This is a genomic window from Victivallis sp., from assembly GCF_048170485.1.
Lineage (GTDB): Bacteria > Verrucomicrobiota > Lentisphaeria > Victivallales > Victivallaceae > Victivallis.
This window is the reverse complement of the sequence record NZ_DBEXAY010000151.1, coordinates 1-18,352: the sequence shown is the minus strand read 5'-3', so window position 1 is coordinate 18,352 and position 18,352 is coordinate 1. Positions and strand designations below refer to the sequence as shown.

12 protein-coding genes and 1 pseudogene are annotated in these 18,352 nt (G+C 58.8%); 7 read left to right on the top strand and 6 right to left on the bottom strand.

Going from position 1 to position 18,352, the window contains the following annotated elements:
- Positions 1-1,512 (bottom strand): beta-galactosidase (locus tag ACMLHG_RS07870; RefSeq protein WP_417170150.1); only part of this gene is annotated, 1,512 nt, incomplete at its 3' end.
- Positions 1,505-2,197 (bottom strand): hypothetical protein, encoded by a 693-nt coding sequence (locus ACMLHG_RS07865; protein ID WP_295811566.1) that lies wholly within the window; start codon positions 2,195-2,197, stop codon positions 1,505-1,507. The genes ACMLHG_RS07870 and ACMLHG_RS07865, both read right to left, overlap by 8 nt.
- 140 nt (positions 2,198-2,337) lie before the next feature.
- Here ACMLHG_RS07865 and ACMLHG_RS07860 point away from each other — a divergent pair, with 140 nt between their 5' ends.
- The gene (locus tag ACMLHG_RS07860) at positions 2,338-3,177 is read left to right on the top strand and encodes a helix-turn-helix domain-containing protein (protein WP_417170149.1); all 840 of its coding nucleotides are present in this window, start codon (positions 2,338-2,340) and stop codon (positions 3,175-3,177) included.
- A 202-nt stretch (positions 3,178-3,379) separates the two neighbouring features.
- Here ACMLHG_RS07860 and ACMLHG_RS07855 read toward each other — a convergent pair whose 3' ends face one another.
- From ACMLHG_RS07855 to ACMLHG_RS07845, 3 genes are all read right to left on the bottom strand, one after another.
- Complete coding sequence (locus ACMLHG_RS07855) at positions 3,380-5,938, bottom strand: polysaccharide lyase family 8 super-sandwich domain-containing protein (RefSeq protein WP_417170148.1); 2,559 nt, start codon at positions 5,936-5,938, stop codon at positions 3,380-3,382.
- A gap of 61 nt (positions 5,939-5,999) precedes the next feature.
- Positions 6,000-6,770, bottom strand: a complete 771-nt coding sequence (locus ACMLHG_RS07850; RefSeq protein WP_417170147.1) for a type II secretion system protein — start codon at positions 6,768-6,770, stop codon at positions 6,000-6,002.
- 49 nt (positions 6,771-6,819) lie between these two features.
- Complete coding sequence (locus ACMLHG_RS07845; RefSeq protein ID WP_417170146.1) at positions 6,820-8,172, bottom strand: extracellular solute-binding protein; 1,353 nt, start codon at positions 8,170-8,172, stop codon at positions 6,820-6,822.
- Between the two features lie 397 nt (positions 8,173-8,569).
- Between ACMLHG_RS07845 and ACMLHG_RS07840 the strand changes: the two genes are divergently transcribed.
- From ACMLHG_RS07840 to ACMLHG_RS07815, 6 genes are read left to right on the top strand one after another with little or no spacing between them, the layout of a single operon-like run.
- Positions 8,570-9,583, top strand: coding sequence for a LacI family DNA-binding transcriptional regulator (locus ACMLHG_RS07840; RefSeq protein WP_417170145.1), 1,014 nt, complete (start codon positions 8,570-8,572; stop codon positions 9,581-9,583).
- 1 nt (position 9,584) lies between these two features.
- Positions 9,585-10,289, top strand: coding sequence for a DUF1559 domain-containing protein (locus ACMLHG_RS07835; RefSeq protein WP_294436287.1), 705 nt, complete (start codon positions 9,585-9,587; stop codon positions 10,287-10,289).
- A 30-nt stretch (positions 10,290-10,319) separates the two neighbouring features.
- Positions 10,320-14,636 (top strand): malectin domain-containing carbohydrate-binding protein, encoded by a 4,317-nt coding sequence (locus ACMLHG_RS07830; protein WP_417170144.1) that lies wholly within the window; start codon positions 10,320-10,322, stop codon positions 14,634-14,636.
- A complete protein-coding gene (locus ACMLHG_RS07825; RefSeq protein ID WP_417170143.1) occupies positions 14,636-15,397 on the top strand; it encodes a LamG-like jellyroll fold domain-containing protein in 762 nt (253 codons plus the stop codon). The genes ACMLHG_RS07830 and ACMLHG_RS07825 overlap by 1 nt, the downstream gene beginning before the upstream one ends.
- A 3-nt stretch (positions 15,398-15,400) precedes the next feature.
- On the top strand, positions 15,401-16,834 hold the full coding sequence (locus tag ACMLHG_RS07820) for an NPCBM/NEW2 domain-containing protein (RefSeq protein ID WP_417170142.1): 1,434 nt from the start codon (positions 15,401-15,403) through the stop codon (positions 16,832-16,834).
- 16 nt (positions 16,835-16,850) lie between these two features.
- A complete protein-coding gene (locus ACMLHG_RS07815) occupies positions 16,851-18,077 on the top strand; it encodes a hypothetical protein (protein WP_417170141.1) in 1,227 nt (408 codons plus the stop codon).
- 20 nt (positions 18,078-18,097) lie between these two features.
- Here the strand turns inward: ACMLHG_RS07815 and ACMLHG_RS07810 are convergent.
- Positions 18,098-18,292 (bottom strand): annotated as a pseudogene (locus tag ACMLHG_RS07810) (dicarboxylate/amino acid:cation symporter); the annotation flags it as partial.
- Between the last annotated feature and the right edge of the window lie 60 nt (positions 18,293-18,352).

The window sequence follows — 18,352 nt, the reverse complement described above, 5'->3', positions numbered from 1 at the left end:
AAACAGAGATACAATAAGTTTTGATTTTAGCAAAAAACGACACCTATGGTTACATGGGTAAGGGGAATTACGCTTCGAATATAAGAAAAACTGGAAAAAAGTTACAAAAGTGGCTTGACAAAACCTAACATGGAAGGAGGTGAGTTCCGCCGGCGCGTAGGCGTAGGGATTGAGGATCATCCACGGATAGCGCTCCGCCACCTTTCTGCCTCCCTCCGCGGAACCGGCGGGATGGAAATCCCAGGCCCGTTTCGACCATTCGAAGAGGTAGGTGGCGTTGCTCCCCAGCAGCAGATCGCGCCAGATGGTGTAAAAGGTTTCCCGGCCGTTTTTCCCGGTGTAGGCTTCGCTGTTGTGGATCGGTTTCCCGTCGGCGATGGCGCGGAGAAAGTGACGCGAAAGAAAGCCTTCCCCCCGGCCGCTGTCGGGCGTCGCCACGCTCTCCCGGGCCGGTGCCGTCAGCAGGCCGCTCACCTTTGCGCTGCCGCCGGTCGGCGTGGTCACCGCGTTCAGAACCTTGCTGATCTCATAGAGATTGACATTGCTCTGCGGCAGGACACGGTAGCTGTTTCGCCCGAGCGATTGCAGGGTGACCCGGGCGTCGGGATCGAGTTCGGTGATGGTGTCGCGCCCGAGCCGGCAGAGTTCGACGAAGGAGTGTTCCATGAACTTGGACCAGTCGACGAAGAGCGCGGGATTCTCCGCCTTGTGACGGAATGCCGCCGCCTTTTCGAAGGAGGGATAGGCGGCACGGTAGACCGCATTGAGCCGCTCGATGTCGCCGTATTTTTCACGGAGGAACTTCTGAAACAACTTTCGATTGTACGGCCCGGGATCGTCGTAGGCCGGTTCGTTGAAGATTTCGTAGGCGACGACGGGGCTGCCGTTCCGGAGGGCGAATTGCGTCCCCTCCCGCCAGTAGGCACGATAGGCGGCGCGTCCGGCCGGATGGTTGACGTTGTAGGGCATCCAGTGGTTGCCGCTGCCGTTCCGGAACTGGTTGACGGCCTCTTCCGGCAACGTCCCTTTCAACTGCTTGTGGTCGGCCAGAGCGCCGTTGGTCCAGGGGAAACAGGTGAAGTCGACGTAGAGCGGCAGCCCGGCGCCCCAGGTTTCCCGATTGAGGGCGATGTTTTCCCGGCGCAGAACAGGGAGCTGGAAGTCCGGGCGGTAGCGTTGCAGGAACCCGGGAAGATTGAACACGGCGATCGTGTCGAATCCGAGCCGTTGCGCCCGCTCGTAATTCAGCGGCTGCTCGTAGATCCAGCGAAGCGAGGCCGGATATCCCGAGGTGGGCAATAGATCGGCCAGGTAGTTGTGATTGACCTGCATCCCGAGGAGGAAGCGGGGTTTCCCGTCGACCAGATAACTGCCGTCCGCGCCGACGGCGAGAGCGGCGCCGGCGGGCAGCCGGAGCGAGGCGGGAATCTCGGTCAGACGTGGAAAGTCCGGCTCCGCTCCGGCGCAGGCCAGCGCGGTGGAAAACAGAAGAATTTTGATGGTGTCAGTCATTCAGCAGTTGTCCCCAGAAATAGTTTTTGTAGGCGTTGGCAGGAAATTCGTGAGGACGGCGTGTCTCCACGTGGCCGTCCAGAAAGGTTAACTGCGCCGTGCTGTTGTGGGAGAATCGCAGCGTATTGTTCCCCGGCTGAATCCGTTTGGTGCCGCCGCCGCAGGTCTCCCCGACGAAGAAGCGCCGCGAGGGCGTTTTCACCCGGCGACAGCAGTTTCCGCTGGTGCCGGATACATATTGGTTGAGCTGATAATGATTTTCATCCATGTTCGCCGCCGTCGCCGGTCCGCCCAGATTGGAGGGGCAGAAGAACGGAGCGCGCGGCCGGAAGGTTGCCGGGTCGATGTAAAGTTTCTGCGTCAGAGTTTTGCCGGGACTGCCGTTCTCGATGTAGAGAAACAGATAGTCGTGCCAGCGGGCGTAGGAGACCTCCGCTGAGCCGGTGATCGGCAGATTGTAGTCGTAGAGGTCAAAATACAAAAACCAGAGAGTGGAGATCTGCTTCAGGTTGGAAATGCAGTGGGCGCTCCGCCCCTTTTCCCGCGCTTTGCCCAGGGCGGGCAGGAGCAGGGCGGCGAGGATGGTGATGATCGCAATGATAATCAGAAGTTCAACGAGGGTGAAACTCCCCGCGGAACCGGCTGACAGGCGTCGCCGCCTGTCGGGAACAGTCGATGAGAGCATGGCAATTCTCCTGGTTGTCCATCCCGGAATCGTCGTTTATAAAATTATAGCGGATTTTTGTGTCAAAAGCAAGACTTGACAATGTGAATAAATGATGTTATAATAGCACAAATGGATGATCTGTGGAGTTCTTCTGCTGAATGGATTTTGAAATTACCTTCTTTTACGCTGGTCATTACTGGGACAATCAGCCGATTCCGGAACACTCCCACTGGGGGACGGAACTGGTCTATACCGCCCGGGGCGAATGCGTCACCCGGTTTCGCGATGACACCTTTCTGACCACCCGGGCCGGAATGGTCTGCATCACTCCGCCGGAGCTCATGCATCAGCAGAAAAACCTCACAGCCGACTGCGAGACCTATTACGCGGTCATGCAGGTGAACGGCCGGCGGTTCCGCACCGATTTGCGGACGATCGACGTCAGCGATGATCCGTTGATCGGCCGGTGGTTTCAGGATCTGCTGGAGCTGTGGAACAACCACACCCACGAGGCGGCCAACGCGCTTCTTGCCGCGCTCTGGCTCCGGCTGGAGGCGTGTGAGATGGGGCAGAAGAATCTTCTGAACTGTCATCCCGGGTTGCGACGGGCGCTGGATCTTCTGGAAAATCATTACATGGAGCCGCTCGACGTATCGACGCTGGCGCAGGCGGCGGGGTTGAGCCGCAGTCATCTCGCCGCCCTCTTCCGGCAACGGTTCCAGACCGGAATCAACACCTATCTCACCTCAATCCGGATGATGCACGCCCGGAGACTGCTGCTGAATCCCTATTACCATGTGGCGGAAATCGGGGTCCTCTGCGGCTACCCGGATTCCAACTACTTTACGCGGAATTTTCACCGGTTTCATGGCGTTACGCCATTGGAGTACCGGCGAAATCCCTCCATTTCCAGCCGACTCCCGGAAGGAAAGGGAGGTGGAATGGAACCCGTTGGTCTGCATCGGGAGGCGGATCAGAATCCCGGGGGAGGGGAATGACGAGTTCGGCGGACGTCGACTCAAACCGCGCTGATTTCTCCGGGGGCGACCCGTTTCTCCGGCACGGAGCGTGCTTTGCAACCGCTACTGAAGTTGCTGACGCAATCCGGCCGGTTCCGGAAGGAGGGCCTTCCTCGGCGATCCAGCGCCTCCTCGCGGGGGAGCGCACCGCGCACTCTCTCCCGCGGTGAGCCGCTGTGAATCAGAAGTCGGCCGCGACGGAACTGCCCGCCTGTTCGCCGTCGGGCAGGCGGAGCTGACGCGATACGCCGTCGAGCAGGATGGTGATTTCCGCCAGGCGCGCGGAAGGATCAGCCGCAAATACCCGCTTCCTGCCGATCAGAAACAGGCCGGGTGATTTCGTTTCGAACCGCCCCAGCTTCCCCGGCGCGTGGAAGATTGCACCGATTGTGCCGTCGTTGAATTCCACCGCCTGACAGGTGTCGTTGTTGACGAGGAATTTCCCCCGGTTCCAGTTCGCGGTCTCCTCCGGCGTCGCTCCCGGCAGGATTGCGAACGCATAGGAGCCATTCACCGGCTTCATGCCGTGGTCGATCGTCAGGGTGAACAGATCCTTTTCCACCGGCGCCGGCTTCTGAATCCCGCCGACAAGATAGCGCCAGTCACCGGGGCGTTTCCCCGTTTCGAGCTTCATCCCTTCGCCGCGGTATCCGATGCCGTCGTGGTGAACCCAGTTCTTCCCCTGCTTGATCGCGCCGCGCCGGAGACAGCTGTTCACCGTCGTCGCCACCGGATACGGACTGGTCGAGGTAATTCCGCAGCCGAGTTCATAGATCGCGTCGGTGTCGAAAAAGTACGCCTTCTTCGCCTTGACGCCGTCGAGGTTCATTGTGAAGACCGCCGCGCCGCGGGTGCCGTCGGTTACGCCGCCGACGAATTCGGTCTCGCCGATCTGACGGAACTTTACACTGTGAGTCCAGCGGGGCGGTTCCCCGCCGGAGCGCAAGCCCCGTTTCCTGCTCTCTTCCGGCGTGTACACCGGCGTCTTCGGCAGGGTGGTCCCGGGGAGCCGGGTCCAGTCCCAGCAGGGGGTGATGTCGGCGTACTCTTCACCGGAACGCATCACCAGACAGGCCCCGTCAGAGAGGTAGCGCCCGAGCGCGTTGTCCCAGTTGGTGTCATCCTCGATCGGCCGCACCCGCACCGAATTCATCCGGACCGCCGCGTACCACTCCGGACGGCGGTGCACCATGTAGTCGGAGTTCCAGAAGTGCCGGTTGCCGACGAGCGTGTTTTGCCCGGTCCGGTTGCGTTCGAGCACCGCGTCGTATGGGGCGCTGTCGCCGGGATCGGCGTCGCGAAGCTGCCGGAATGCGGTCAGCGCACGCCGGCCTTTGGAGCCGGCGGCGTTTTCCCCCAGCTGGCGGCCGCAGGCGAGCAGATCCATCCGCCCCTTCCAGAGCACCCACTGAAAACCGTTGAATGAGAGGTGGCGGAGTATTTGCCACTGTTCCGGCGTGTACTGCCAGCGGGTTCCTTTCCAGATGTTCGCCCAGTAGCCGACGTTGGCGAAGAATTCGCCGCCGTAGTTGCCGAACTGGATCTGCGGGCCGTGCTGATGATAGCAGCCGTCGGCACGGATTCCGCCGAAGGCCCAGCCGGTCTTGTTTTCGACCGGAGCCATCCGGATCTCTTCGGCAATGACGCCGGCCGCACGGGAGAGTGGGGCGACATTGCGCTCGAGCAGGGCGCGGCGGAAGATGTTCTGCGCGATGAACACCCGGTTGTTGCCGGTGTAGCGCGGCAGAAACTTCGCCTGACGGCAGACCGCCAGCGCATTGTTCCGCACCTCTCCCGGCGGAAAGAGTTCAGGGGCGAGAAGCAGGATGTTGCCCATCGTCTGCGGAATCGACATGTCGTTCCACCACCAGTTCGAACTGCGTGGCTGTTCCTTGCCCCACCACGCCACCGCCTTGCGGACCGCTTCACCGACCGCTCTGTCATGGTAGAGTTCGTGGTTCGGCGAAGCCCATACCCGGGCGAGGTTCAGGGCATTTCGGAGATGGCGCGCCACCTGCCAGATGGAACGGTTGTCGTCCCGGTAGTCGATTCCGGCAAACGTGCCCTCCGGACGCTGGGCGGCGAGCAGTTCCCGCGCCTCGGACGCCGGAACCGGGGCGACGGCGAGCAGAGCGTTCCGCATGCGCGATTCGATCAAGGTCAGTTCCTTTTCCAGCTCCGGGGTAAGCGGGAGATACTCCTCCTTTTCCTCCGGCGGCGCTCCGAGACGGAGCGTGGAGAGGTCGAACTCCACTTCCCCCGAACTCTCCTGCAGGCCGAGCCGGAACACACCCTCGTTCACATTGCGCGGCAGCTCCGTGGAAAAGGTGGCGGTTCGCCAGTCGAACGTGCCGACCGGGAGATCCGCGCCGGGCCAGTTCTCTCCGCCGTTCGGCGTTTTATAGTAGAGCAGAACCTTCACACCGTTGAACGGCTGGAATGGTTTGGAAATATCGCGGCCGCGCAGTCGGACCGACGCATGGAAACTTTTCCCGGCGAACGGCTTCAGGTCGATGGTGGCGAATGCGCAGTTCTGTGCGCGAATCTCCTTCGCCTGTTTCGGAACGCGGATCTGCAGGAACTGTTTCCCGTCTCGTTGCACCATCTTGCAGTAGCGGGTGAGTCTCCATTGGAGCTGATCGGCTTTCCATTCCGGCGTGGTTGCCCCGCGGAGGAGTGCCGGGCCTGTGCAGAGCAGCGCGGCCAGCAGGGCAGCGCCGCAGTGTGTTCTCATGTTCATCACCATTTTCTCCCGATTGACTGTTTTGGAAATCCGGTTGGCGGAGGCGCACCGTTCACGCTCAGTTGGTCGGCACTCCATATTCGTTATAGATCGCGGTAGGGGCGTTGAGAGAGGATTTCAGCTCGCTCTTGCTGAGCGACGAAACGTGTCCGTCGCCGTAGAGCACATTGCAGATTCCGCTGTGGCGAAGCGTGAACCCGGCCGCTTTGACTCCTTCAAACGCATTGTTTTTGATCTGCGAGTAACAGTAGCCGAATTCCGCCTGGGTGACGGGAAAGCCGGAATCGCCCATGATGATGGTGCGTGACGGCTGTCTGAACTTTTTCGAGGCCAGGCCGACGAAGATCCGCATTCCGCTGGAATCCTTCTCGTCGAGCGCAACGAAAATGCTTTTGCCGCCCATCTCGTTCAGACGTGCGGTGGTGGTATCCCAGCCGAGCTGTACCATGCCGTACATGTAGGCGGTGCTGGTGTCGGGATTTTCGATGGCGCGCATCGTGGGGCAGGTGATGGAGCGCTCGTTGGAGAGATAGGCTGTGCCGCCGAACAGTTTTTTGGAACCGTCGTTGTTGTATTTCCAGTTCATCAGCGCGTGCCCCCAGCGAAAGGAGCCGTTCTTCATCAGCGAGGAGAGGTAGATGGGCATGTAACCATGATTGTCATCCGCATAGGAAAGCTGCCCGGTTCCGCACTGTTTCAAGTTTGACAGACAGGTCGTCGTCTGCGCTCTGGCGCGGGCTTTATTCAGAGCCGGCAGCAACATGGATGCCAGGATTGCGATAATCGCTATTACGACAAGAAGTTCAATCAGCGTAAAATTCTTTTTCATTTTCTTTTTCTCCCATTGGATTCTTGTGTTGCCAGAATTTCTCACGATACTATTCCTTTTGTGTGAAAAATGCCGGAGCGGCAGCAGCCTGCGGCATATTGTAACGAATGAACACCCGCATGGCGGATGCGAGTTCCGGCACGACCTCTTCCGGTGTCAGATGGTCTTCCCAGATGCGGTCCATGCAGCGGAACACCATCCGGTAGAGTTCCGGCCAGGCGAGGGTGCAGTCGGGGGCAATCCGCGCCATTTCCGAGAAAAAAATCGAATCGCGCGGATCCTCCTCGTCGATGCTGTGAATGGCCGCGGAACGCCGGATGGGGATGCCGTAGCGGATTTTCCCCAGCTTCTCCTGAACCTCGGAGGAGAGCAGCAGCCGGAGCATCGCCTTCACCTCGTCGAAATTGTTGACCTGCTTCCGGACGCAGAAGAGATCGCTCGCCTGCCGCTGCCGGTCGCTGCCGCCGGGAACCAGCGGCAGCGGAACACAGGTCCAGTTCATCGTGGAGTGAAAGTTCATATCTTCGCGCGTACCGCTGAACAGTGCGGTTTCGCCGTTCAGAAACGCCTGTGTCGCTTCCGCAAAGGTGGTGATGTGCCGCTCCCCGCCGAGGAGCTGCTGCAATTCGAAGATGCGCCGGAATCCGTTCAGCGTCCGGGGATCGTCGAGCCGGACCTCATACTGCCCGTTTTCCCGGACGATGATTGCGCCGCCGGAGCGGAAGAGTAGATTGACCCACAAACTTGATAGCGGCAGAAGAGAGAGGGTCTGATCGGCGGAATAGATCTTCCGAAGCCGGCGCACCAGCGTCAGGAAATCCTCCCACAACCACCCCGGCTGCGGAACCTCCGCTCCGGCGGCGCGGATCATATCGACGTTGCAGGCGATGACCCACGGCGAGAAGATCAGCGGAATGCCATAGAGCCTCCCCTCCCGGGAGCAGGCGGAGTGAAACTGCGACATGAAGAAGTCACTGCGGTCCGGATAGACCTCCTCCAGAAATCCGGCGAGATCGAGGTACTCCTCCTGCCGGAACTGTGCGGTCCAGGTGGTGACGATCTCGTACATGCCTTTTTTGAATTTGTCGCACACTCTGACATTCGGCAAGTCGCGGGCGATCAGATCGCCCAGAACCTCCTTCCAGACCGGACGGAAGGTTTGAAAACTGCCCGGCAGTATCCGGTTTCGCCAGTCTTCCCGCACGTAGGTCCCCTGCCGGGGAACGCTGTGGAGGATGCCGTCGCTGGTCAGCGAGGTGAACGCCATCTGCATGATGGCAAGAGAGACGCCGCACTTTCCGGCGTACTCCCGCGCCGCCGGCAGCTTGGTGCCGCCCGGCAGGGAGCCGTCCTCGATCTTCCGCAGGATATATTCCCTTGCGCCTTGCAGTTTATCCGACATGGAATCTCCTTTTGCCTGTTGCTTTTATTATACTGCATTTTTGTGGCCATGTCAATAGGTTTAACAAAGTTTTAATAAAAAAATATCCACAATGTTATTGAGGAAAAAATGGAGTAATTCTGTAATGTATAAAGAGAAATGAAGTGATCTTCTTGAGACCTAGTCTCGATTTTTTTTCTTCGGTGGTATCCCGTCAGAAACCGGTGAGGCGCATGTTATAATAGGCCTCCTGGACGCGGGGAAGGGAGGGGCGCATTGCCGGAAGGTGATCTGCATTTTTCCCCGATCTTGAAGATGAATTTTTTTGTTTTTTTTCAAATTCTTCTCTTGTCAAAGAGGAAAATCGATGCTATAATATTTTTGTTCAAACGTTTTAACAACACAACAGGGCAGGCCAATGCGGGCAACCATCAAAGATATTGCAAAACGGGTCGGGGTTTCCTCCTCTCTCGTGTCGTTGTATCTGAACAACCGCCCTCTGGCGGCACGAATCGCAGAATCCACAAAGCGGAAAATCGATGCGGCGGTGAAGGAGTTGAACTATGCTCCGTCAGCAACCGCACGGGCTCTGAGGAAAGGAAAAAGCAAAACCCTCGGGCTTGTCGTGGCGGATCTTTGCAGCGACTACAGCAGTTTCTTCGCGCAGACTCTTCTCGATGAGTGCTCCCGTTACGGCTATCAGCTCCTCATCGGCATCACCCATTATGATCCGGAAGAGGAAAAGCGAGTGCTTGCCAACCTGATCGCCCGTCAGACCGACGGAATTTTCTATGCTCTGCGACTCTTCCCTGCGGATTTTCTGAAATCCCTCAACCTTCAGAACTATCCGATTCTTCAGCTGAGCTCCGCCGCTCCGGAGTTCCAGAGCATGGAACTTGCCCGCGAGGAGGCGCTGAAGCAGTGTGCCGGAAAACTGTATGAATATGGTTGTCGCAAGGTTGTCGTTGCACATGAATCCTGGGCGAACATTCTGGAAAAAGAACTGGAAGCCTATGGAATCAAGATTGTCGGAGGGCGCTATGCGACCACTTCCGACGACTTCCCCTATCTGAACGATACGCCGCCGGATGCGGTTGCCTCCGATTCCAGCATTTATGCCAGACTCCTGCGCGCCCGATGCCGGGAACTCGGCATTCCGATGCCGTATCTCTGCTACAGCTACTCTCTGCCCAGCGATTTTATCGACGATCCCCGCGTCATTGCGGTAACGGTTTCCGATTACAAAATCAGGCTCTCCGGTATCGTCAGCCGGATGATCCGGATGCTGGAGAACCCGAAAGAGCCGGTCGCTCATTTGAAAGAACCTGTTCGCCTGATGAGCCTCGATGAGTTGCGCGAATATCGCTGCGCTCAATTGAAGGATCCATATTATGAGCCGTTCAGAATAAGGATAAAGTATGAAGGGAACTAGTATGAAACGGGCTGAAAATTTTACGTTGATAGAACTTTTAATCGTTATTGCAATCATTGCAATTCTGGCGGGACTTCTTCTGCCGGCATTGAATTCCGCTCGTCAGACGGCCAGGAGCGCCGCCTGCAAAAATAATCTGAAACAGCTGGGACTCGCCATGGCCCAGTACGACCAGCTCTTCGGACGGCTGCCCGCCGGACTGGACGAGGCGAATGATTATCCGGAAAATCAGAAAAACTGGATGGGGAAACTCTGGGCGGCAAAATTGATTTCCGTGGAGAAGGAGAGCGGCAGCGGCGCCAATTTCGGCAACGCCAGAATTCTCCGCTGCATGGAGCCGAAAATCAGCTACGGCATGATCACCAGTCTTGCCCGTCTGGACGGCGTCACATCCGGAGGAGATCAGTATCAGAACTATGCGAATCACTATCTCAACAGCGCCCGCATTCCCCGGCCGGCGAGCCGTTACCTGCTGGTGGAGAGCGACTGGGGGCGTCCCGTTATTCCATCGCCCGACCGCCACTACTATCAGGTTCATGGACCGGGGGGAAGCACCGAACTTCGCCCCGGCGGTGTCTGGCTGCCGGGCGGATACTGCAATGTGGAGTATCTGGATGGTCACGTCGGCCAGATCTCCTACACGATAAAAACCAGTACCGGTGCCGGATGGCGGATTTATGGCGTCGGAATCGGCTGGCTGGAATAGAAAGGGTTCGAACTCATGAAAGGAGTCTGTATGAAACGATATCTGCTGGGAGGAGGCCTTTTCCTCTGGACGTTCCTGCTGTTCGCGCAGGAGCTGCTCTATACACCGGGGAGCACCATGGGCGTCGCCGTAAATCCGAAGGAGAACAATCTCTGGAGAACCAGCGTTATGGATGCCTCCCGGAAAATTCGCCCGGAGGAGCTTTTTGAAACAGCGGAAGATTTCTTCCTCATCCAGTATGGAAAGCCGTTTGTCTTTACGTCGGACCTGTTCCGGGAATTCAGCATCCAGACCTCCGCACCGTACCGGATTGCCGACGGGGCGCTTTCGTTTCACACCGGCAAACGGGGGTGGAGCATGCTGTTCGGCGCCGGACCCGGCGATACGAAAACTCCAGCCATCCGCTTCGGCGCCGGCTGGGGCAAAGACCGCTCCAACGGCTGGAGAATTGAACTGGAAATCGAGCAGGATGTCGAGAAAACCGACTGGATGATCTCCCGTTCCTCCGGGGATTCCAAGTTCTACGCGAACAATCAGTTCTTCTCGGTTACGGGGAAGGGGCCGCAGAAGTTTGTCCGCAAGATCGGGTGGATCGGGTACCCGGTTCCTCAGATCGCACAGGGGCTGAAAATCGAATGCCGCACCCCCGGGGCGAATGTCCGTATCCAATCGATCCGGATTGTGCCGTTTTCCGGAAATCTTTTCTGGCGCAGGGAAATCGAGATTCCCTTCCGGCCGATTGCCGCCAAACTTTCCTGGATGCACAAGACCGGGAATTACGACCTTTTCGTCAACGGCGTCAAAATTGCTTCCGGTCAGCACATTTTACGGACCGGCGTCGAGACCTTCGATCTTGCAAAGCACCTCCGGCAGGGGAAGAATGTGATTGCCTTCCGCGACCAGTTCTACGGCGGTCTCTCGCAGAACTCCTCCATTCAGCTGGAGGGGGTCGTCATCGGGCGCAACGGCGAACTTCTGCGCATTCCCGGCGACCGGGAGTGGCGGTGGAGCTATCAGGCGCCCGCCGGATGGGAGAAGCCGGAGTTTGCCGCAACCTCCTGGAAAGCTCCTGTGCTCCGGCCGGCCGGATTCTCCTATCTGCCGAACCGGACGCAGATTTCCGCCGGATTTGCGCCCGATCATATGGGGCTTCTCGACGTCCGCGAGGAGGGGGTCAAATATCCTGTTTTCGACTATGACAGAGAGATTGCGTGGCAGGTGCGCGTCCCGGCCGGACTGGCGGAACCGGTGCTCAAGCTGGAGATTCGGGAAGCCGACAGCAATCAGCTTCAGGAGACGCTGACGGTGAAGCAATCGCGCGTGGACGGCGATTTCCGGGTATTCACCGTCCGGCCGGAACTGCGGAAAACCGGCGCCTACCGTACACTCTGGACGCTCTGCTCCGGAGAGAAGACGCTCGATTCCCGCCGCGGCGAGATGATCATCGCCGGGCCGATCGCGCAGGATGCATTCGCACTCAAGGAGTTCGAACAGGAGCTGGAAAAACGCCTCCGGCTCGTTCAGAAGATCGACTGTACCGATCCGAATCCCGCACCGGACACCTTCCTGGATCATACCGGCAGAATCTCCAAACCGGCTCTCAACGTCGGGAAGGTTGTCACCCGGAACGGCATGACATATCGGGAAACCGGCCGCGGTCTGCTGGATTACTTCTGCTACAAGCTGGATCTGCCCTCCACCGGAGAGGCGATGATTGCGGAACTGGTCATTCCGGACGATGCGGACCGCTATATCTACAGCGCGGTTCTGGAAACCATTCCGGTGGGCATGGAGCACAACACTCCCCCTGTCGGCAGCAAGGCGTGGCCGAACGCCAGCGGAACGGTTTCCACGGGAGATCTCTATCCGCTCAGCAACGGGAAGAAAAAGTTCCGCTACGTCTTCTTCCCCGGCACGAAGAACACCACACTGCTTGTCCAGAACGGACGGGTCGGCATTCCGGCGGCGGTTTGCGAGATCAACATCTACGCGGTCGAGGGCGGACTGCCCGCTCTCAAACTGCCGAAGACCGACCGCACCTACGGAAATCACAACGAACGGCTCATCTTCAACGCCTGGGGATCCTACCGGGACGCGGTCGCCTACGGGACGGAAGCTCACCTGGTGCAGTATTACGACGGGGCCTGGCTCAATGCCTACCGGGCGATCGCGCGGAAGATTCAGTTCCTCCGCTTTCAGGGGCATAACGCCAGCGTCGAAGGGGCCTACATGTACGAGAACGGGGTCTTCTCTTCGCGTCACTCCCGAAGCGTGCTGAACAACGACCGGTTCGACTACTATTACGCGCTCCTGAAGTTGTACCGCCACAACAACATCAAGACTTTTGTCGGCTTTGAATATATGCGTTCCTCCGCACTTGACGCAATGGGCGCTTTCGACACCACCGACGCGCAGGTTCATGCCGGCAGGAAGCGTTCCGTCTACATGATCGACCGCTTCGGACGGCAGGTGATCGGTTACAACGGAATGGGGCTCAACTGCATGAATCCAGTTGTCTGGTGGAGCGTTACCGACCTTTTGAAAGAGCTTTACGCACGCTATGACGGGGTCGGCGATGTGGAGGGGCTCGTCACGCTGAACGGCAGCTGGTGGCTGCCCGGATTCCCTTCGTACAGCAATATGGAGGCCGTGGAGGTCGGCTATGACGATGACTCCGTGGAGCAGTTCGAGAAGGAGACGGGAGTCCGGCTCAACCTGCCGCGTACCGGCGTAGAGCGTTTTGCCGCACGCTATGAACTTCTGACGGGAAAATACAGAGAACAGTGGTTCGGATGGCGCGGCAGAAAGATCCGGGAGAAACTGCTCGAAATGCGGCAGATCGTCAGCTCCGGCAAGCAGAAGTGGAAACTCTTCTCGTGGCCGGCGAAAGCCACGGCGGAGCGGAATGCATTCAATACCTCGGGGATCCGTCCGCAGGTTCGCGATGAATACATGGCGCGGATTCAGAGAGAGGCCGGCTTCCCGCAGGAGCTCTACGGAAAAGAGAAAAAAGATGGCGTCATCCTCATTGCCACGGCAAACACCGCCCGGAGACTCGAAAACAACGCCGATCTCTATCTGTACGGGCGCAACACCAACCGCGGCTCCCGCGAACTTTACCGGAAAAACGATGCGCTTGCCCTCAACTGCGCCGGACTCAACGAGAACATCGGCACCCATGCGAACGCCGCGAAAAGGTGGTGGTGGCGTTCCAACAACGTCACGGTCTACGATCGGAAACCGGTCGGCGACTTCGGGTATGCCGATCTGGTCCAGCTCATCCGCGAATATGTGCCGAAACATGTCTTCCACACCTGGAACGACATCAATCTGCCGACCGCCCACGGGGAGCAGGCCCGCCGTTTCCTCAAGGCCTTCTACAGCATTCCGACCGGTGAATCGCAGAAGCAGAATTCCGTCAGGGGAATCGACGCCCGCTGGCTCGGCAGCCATCTGATTCTGGTCAACGCCACGCCGTGGCCGCTGGAGGGAACTCTGGAGTATCCCGGTGAATTTCAGGATCTTGTCTACGATGAGACCTGCCCGGGGAAACACTCTTTGACGGTCCGGCCCTTCTCGCTTCTGGTCTGGCGGGCGGATGGCAGTGCGGAGAAGTTCCGCGGCGCCTTCCGTTTCCCGCCGGAAGCGGAGCGCTCCATCCTCCTGATGGGCGAACAGATTCTGCGGGAGCGTACTCTCACCAGAAAAATTCCGAAGGAGAATCTCCAGCGGATTGCGGAGTGCCTGGAACGCCGGGATGTCTACGCGCTGAAAAAGGAGATGGATGATTTTGAAGTCCTCTACTACGCCAAGCGGTTCTTCGACAGCAAGCCGCAGATGGAGAAACAGCAGCGGCTTATTCAGGAACTCAACACCCGCGGCGTCGCGCGGATCAACTGCGGTGCGCCGGAAGATCTCACGGATTCCCGCGGCAATCTCTGGCTGGCCGATCAGATCTACACCGGCTTCAACGCCTATGGCTGTGAGTACGGAACCTTCGTTTCGCGTGGAGAAATCACGGTGAAGAACACCGGGGTTCCTGAAATCTTCACCACCGAAGCCTACGGTACACAGATGTTCTACCAGATTCCTCTGCCGGACGGCCGCTATACGGTGAAGATCCATTTTGCGGAAACCTATGAACCGAACCGCGAAAACGGCCGGATTTTCCATCTCCAGGTCGGCGGTACGAGCCGGAAGAATCTGAATCCGGTGCAGCTTGGCGGCGGTTTTCAGGCGGCGGCTTCGGCAAGTTGGGAACATGTGAACGTGAAACGGGGATGGCTGACCATCAAGGCCGGCGGAAATCCCGCCATCAACGGAATCGAAATTTTCAAGGAGGACTGATGATGAATGGAAAACTGCAATGGATTGCCGGTGTATTGTGCTCTGCGGCCTTTCTTGCCGCCGACACGCTTCTGGAAGTCGAACCGGGAACCATCCTCGGAGACCGCTGGAATCGGAATCTGCATCAGAATTTCTCCACCGGCTCGAGCAAAACCGGCGTCGAAGCCGTTTCGGAAAATGGAAAGACGATCGCCCGGTATCAGCCCGGCGCCAGCACGCTGTATCGGCTCTCCGGGGCGGAATCCTGCGGAACGGACAATCTGACCTTTACGGTACTGGCCCGCGCGCAGGGGGACACGGGCGAGGGGTATCTTCTCTATGCCGGCGCCGGCAGTCACACCAAACCCGGAATCCGTCTCGGATTGCGCGCGGGCAAGGAGGGGCTGCAGGCATACGGCCTGTTTGTCGCGGCTTCTTCCAGCGAAAAGGCCAAGAAGTTCGTCTCCGTTCCGATGAAGAAGGAGTTCCGGATCGAGCCGGGCAAATGGGCCGTCTTCACGCTTGCCATGAACCGTGCCGGAGACCTTCAGCTCTTTGTGAATGGAGAGCTCGTGGCGTCGCAGTCAATCCGGCAGTATGAGAAAGAGAATCTCTATCCGAAGGTGCCGTTGTTTGCCACTCAGCTTTTCCGGGGCAGAACGGAGGGGGGAGAGCAGATTCAGATTGACATTGCGGAACTTTCCGTCCACAACGAACTTATGAGCTCTGCGGAAATTCTCCGGGAGGCGAAAGCGATGCTTGATTCGATGGAGAAAAAATAACGGATGCGGACCGCCCTCTGTCTTCTCTTCGTTTTGCTTCTCCGGCTGTGCGGCGCGGCGGAGGTCGGTCTGGACTCCGTGCCGTGGACCGATGCCGCATACAGCTGGACGCCCGATGGGCTGCGCCTGCCGCAGATCAACCGGAATCTCAGCGGCAAAGGAGCGATTCGAATCGGCGGAAGGAGTTTCGCCCGGGGCATCTGCGGCCACACCGGCTTCAGCGTTGTCTATCGCCTGGATCAGACGGCGGAGGCCTTCTCCGCGCGGATCGGCATCGACGAGGAGCGGCATCCGAAGGACCGCCCGGAAAAGACCGATGTCCGGTTCCTTCTGCTGGCCGATCATCGGATTGTTCTGGACCGCACCGTTTCGCTCGGCGCGGATGCGGAACCGGTGAAGGTGGATCTGCGCGGCGTCCATCAGCTGGAACTGCGCGGCGAGTATGGACACGGCTTCCGGCTCCAGCGCGTCGCCTGGGCGGAGCCGGTGTTCCATACCGCCTCTCCGGAAAAACTCCGAGCGGCGCTGGAGCGGAACCGTCTGGAGCATGAGCGGAAACTGGCATTCGTTCCCCCCGTTCCGCCGGCGCCGGAGTGGCGCTCCTGCCGGATTCGCAAGGTCCGCTGGAAGGGGTTTGAAAACGCCTGGCGCGTCGAGTGGAGCTGTTACGAAGCGCTGCTTCTCCCGGAATACGGGGGGCGGGTCATTGAATTCCGGAAAAAAGGCGGAGAAAACCTTCTGAAAACAACGGTATTTCCCGGCTCCGACCGTCTGCTGCGGGGGAAGACGCCGGATCGAAGCGGAGGGCATTTCATGCGATTCCATCCGTCGCCGGCCTTTTATCCCAACGATCCGCTTCTGAAGCATGCTCCCTATACGATCACTTTTCCCGCCGAGGGTGAAGCGGTTATGACATCGCAGGAAAGTACGCTTTTCCGCATTGTCTACGAATACCGCCTGAAATTCGAAGCGGACGGGCTCTCGCTGGAAAACCGGCTCATCAACAAGGCGCCGTATCGGAGATCGCTCGGCATCTGGAGCATCACTCGACTGGAAACCTCTTCGCTTGCCCGTCTGGTTCTTCCGCCGGAACGTAAGAGTCCGCCGGCAAAGTTTCTGTTTGAACAGCGTGGCAATGTTCTGCACCTTGCGCGAACTCCGGAACGGATTGTTCTGGAACTTGCCGCCGCGCCCGCGGAACGGTTCGCCTTTGCGCAGTTCCGCTGCTGGAGCGAGCCGCCGGAGATCCGGACCGAAAGTCGCCGGGGCTCCGTGATGCGCATCCGCTATCAGACCCCTGCGAAGGATCTGAACGGGGAATATCCAGTTCATATTTTCATCAACAATGCGCTGACCGAGGAGGAGTCGCATTCGCCCACTCTGCCCGAACATCCGGGGGGAGTTCTCTCGCTTCGGGAACACTGGAGCATGGAATAAAAGACGGAGAAACAACATGACCCATTGGAACGAACTTTCCCGCCGGGTGGAGGAGGAGCTGAAACGGCGTTTCCTCTCTCCGGACGGCATTCTCTATGACTACGCAGGGCCGGCAGGGGAGGTGATACTGCCGCTGCCCGGGGAGTGTCGCGACAATTTCCCCAATCCCTTCGGCTGGTGGACGCCGATTGAAAACGGCGCGTTTTTCACCGGGGATTATCTGCTCGGCCTCCTGCGCAATTTGCGTCGCCCGGCTGCCGGGGGGAGAGGGGAGTTTGCGCGCACACTCCTGCACGGCCTCTTTCTGCTGCAGGACAGGGTGCAGACCGAAGGGTGCATTCTGCGCGGGATCGGTGCAGACGGCAGCTGTCATTACCCGGCGAGTTCCTGCGATCAGGTCGTGCCCTGGCTGCTTTCGTTGTACGAGTTCCAGCGGCATCCGGCAAGTTCGGAGTTGGAGAGGGCGGAGTGCCGGGAGCGCCTTCTGCGGCTGCTGACCGCACTGCAGAAACGCAACTGGACCATTCCCGGCGACATCCCCGGATACGATCGTGGAAGTTTTCTCTCCGGAGACACTCCGGAAGCGGCGCTGGTCTCTTCGGTCAATCTTCTTCTGGCCACTGCGGTGATGGCGGATCTGAGTGGAGAAGCGACATACCGCGAGTTACACCGTCGTGTCGCGACGGAACCTCTTCCGTTCGGCAAGAGCCGGGTGCAGATTCTGAACGGGGGCACCGCGGGCAATCCTCTCTGGATGGGCTGGTTTCTGACGCATACGGTGTATGCGATGCGTCTTCTGACGGAGATCTCCTTTCTGGCGGAGGTGCGGGAGGCAGCACATTGCGGACTTCTCTGCAGCGGGCGCCACTTTCTCGAAGCGCTGCCGGAGTGGAAACGGTATCGCGGGGGGAGGGAGTTTTCACCCGACTGGAGAATCTGCAAACCGCAGTGGCGGCCGCATTCCGACTGCAAAACGGGGGAGCAGATCGCGCTTCGGGAACTCCCGCTCTGGAATGGCTGTTCGCCGTGCATCAAAGAGGAGAAAAACACCATCCGCCACTCCCTCTCCGCCGCGTGGATCGTTCTGCTTACGGGGGAGCCGGAGTGGAAACGGATCGTTCATGAGGAACTTGCCGGATTCCCAGAGGAAATACCTCTGGAGGCGCTGTGCGACTGTTCCTTCTATCTCCTGGAGAACATTCTCTCCGAATGGGAGATCGCCGGAGACGCGGAAATCGTTTGATTTCCCCGGCCGGCTTCCGGTCAGCTCTCCGTGGAGGGCTGACTGTTTTCAGCCAGCGATTGATCCACCATGGCGCAGACGCAGGAGTCGGACCACACGTTTTCCGCCGTTTCAATCATGTCGATGATCGTGTAGATCGGCAGGCGGATCCCCGGAATGCCGATGGACGCCTGAATGCCGGACATCAGCGACCGCGTCCGAAAATAACATCCCAGCACCTCCCGCTCAGTGCCGGGGATGACGTCAGACGCCTTTTTTTACTTCATGATTGTTAT

Excerpts from the sequence above, each read along its gene's own strand:
- ACMLHG_RS07825 (WP_417170143.1), top strand. The coding sequence starts at position 14,636 with ATGATGAATGGAAAACTGCAATGGATTGCCGGTGTATTGTGCTCTGCG.
- ACMLHG_RS07845 (WP_417170146.1), bottom strand. The coding sequence starts at position 8,172 with ATGTCGGATAAACTGCAAGGCGCAAGGGAATATATCCTGCGGAAGATC.
- ACMLHG_RS07815 (WP_417170141.1), top strand. The coding sequence starts at position 16,851 with ATGACCCATTGGAACGAACTTTCCCGCCGGGTGGAGGAGGAGCTGAAA.
- ACMLHG_RS07820 (WP_417170142.1), top strand. The coding sequence starts at position 15,401 with ATGCGGACCGCCCTCTGTCTTCTCTTCGTTTTGCTTCTCCGGCTGTGC.
- ACMLHG_RS07860 (WP_417170149.1), top strand. The coding sequence starts at position 2,338 with ATGGATTTTGAAATTACCTTCTTTTACGCTGGTCATTACTGGGACAAT.
- ACMLHG_RS07855 (WP_417170148.1), bottom strand. The coding sequence starts at position 5,938 with ATGAACATGAGAACACACTGCGGCGCTGCCCTGCTGGCCGCGCTGCTC.
- ACMLHG_RS07830 (WP_417170144.1), top strand. The coding sequence starts at position 10,320 with ATGAAACGATATCTGCTGGGAGGAGGCCTTTTCCTCTGGACGTTCCTG.
- ACMLHG_RS07850 (WP_417170147.1), bottom strand. The coding sequence starts at position 6,770 with ATGAAAAAGAATTTTACGCTGATTGAACTTCTTGTCGTAATAGCGATT.
- ACMLHG_RS07865 (WP_295811566.1), bottom strand. The coding sequence starts at position 2,197 with ATGCTCTCATCGACTGTTCCCGACAGGCGGCGACGCCTGTCAGCCGGT.
- ACMLHG_RS07835 (WP_294436287.1), top strand. The coding sequence starts at position 9,585 with ATGAAACGGGCTGAAAATTTTACGTTGATAGAACTTTTAATCGTTATT.
- ACMLHG_RS07840 (WP_417170145.1), top strand. The coding sequence starts at position 8,570 with ATGCGGGCAACCATCAAAGATATTGCAAAACGGGTCGGGGTTTCCTCC.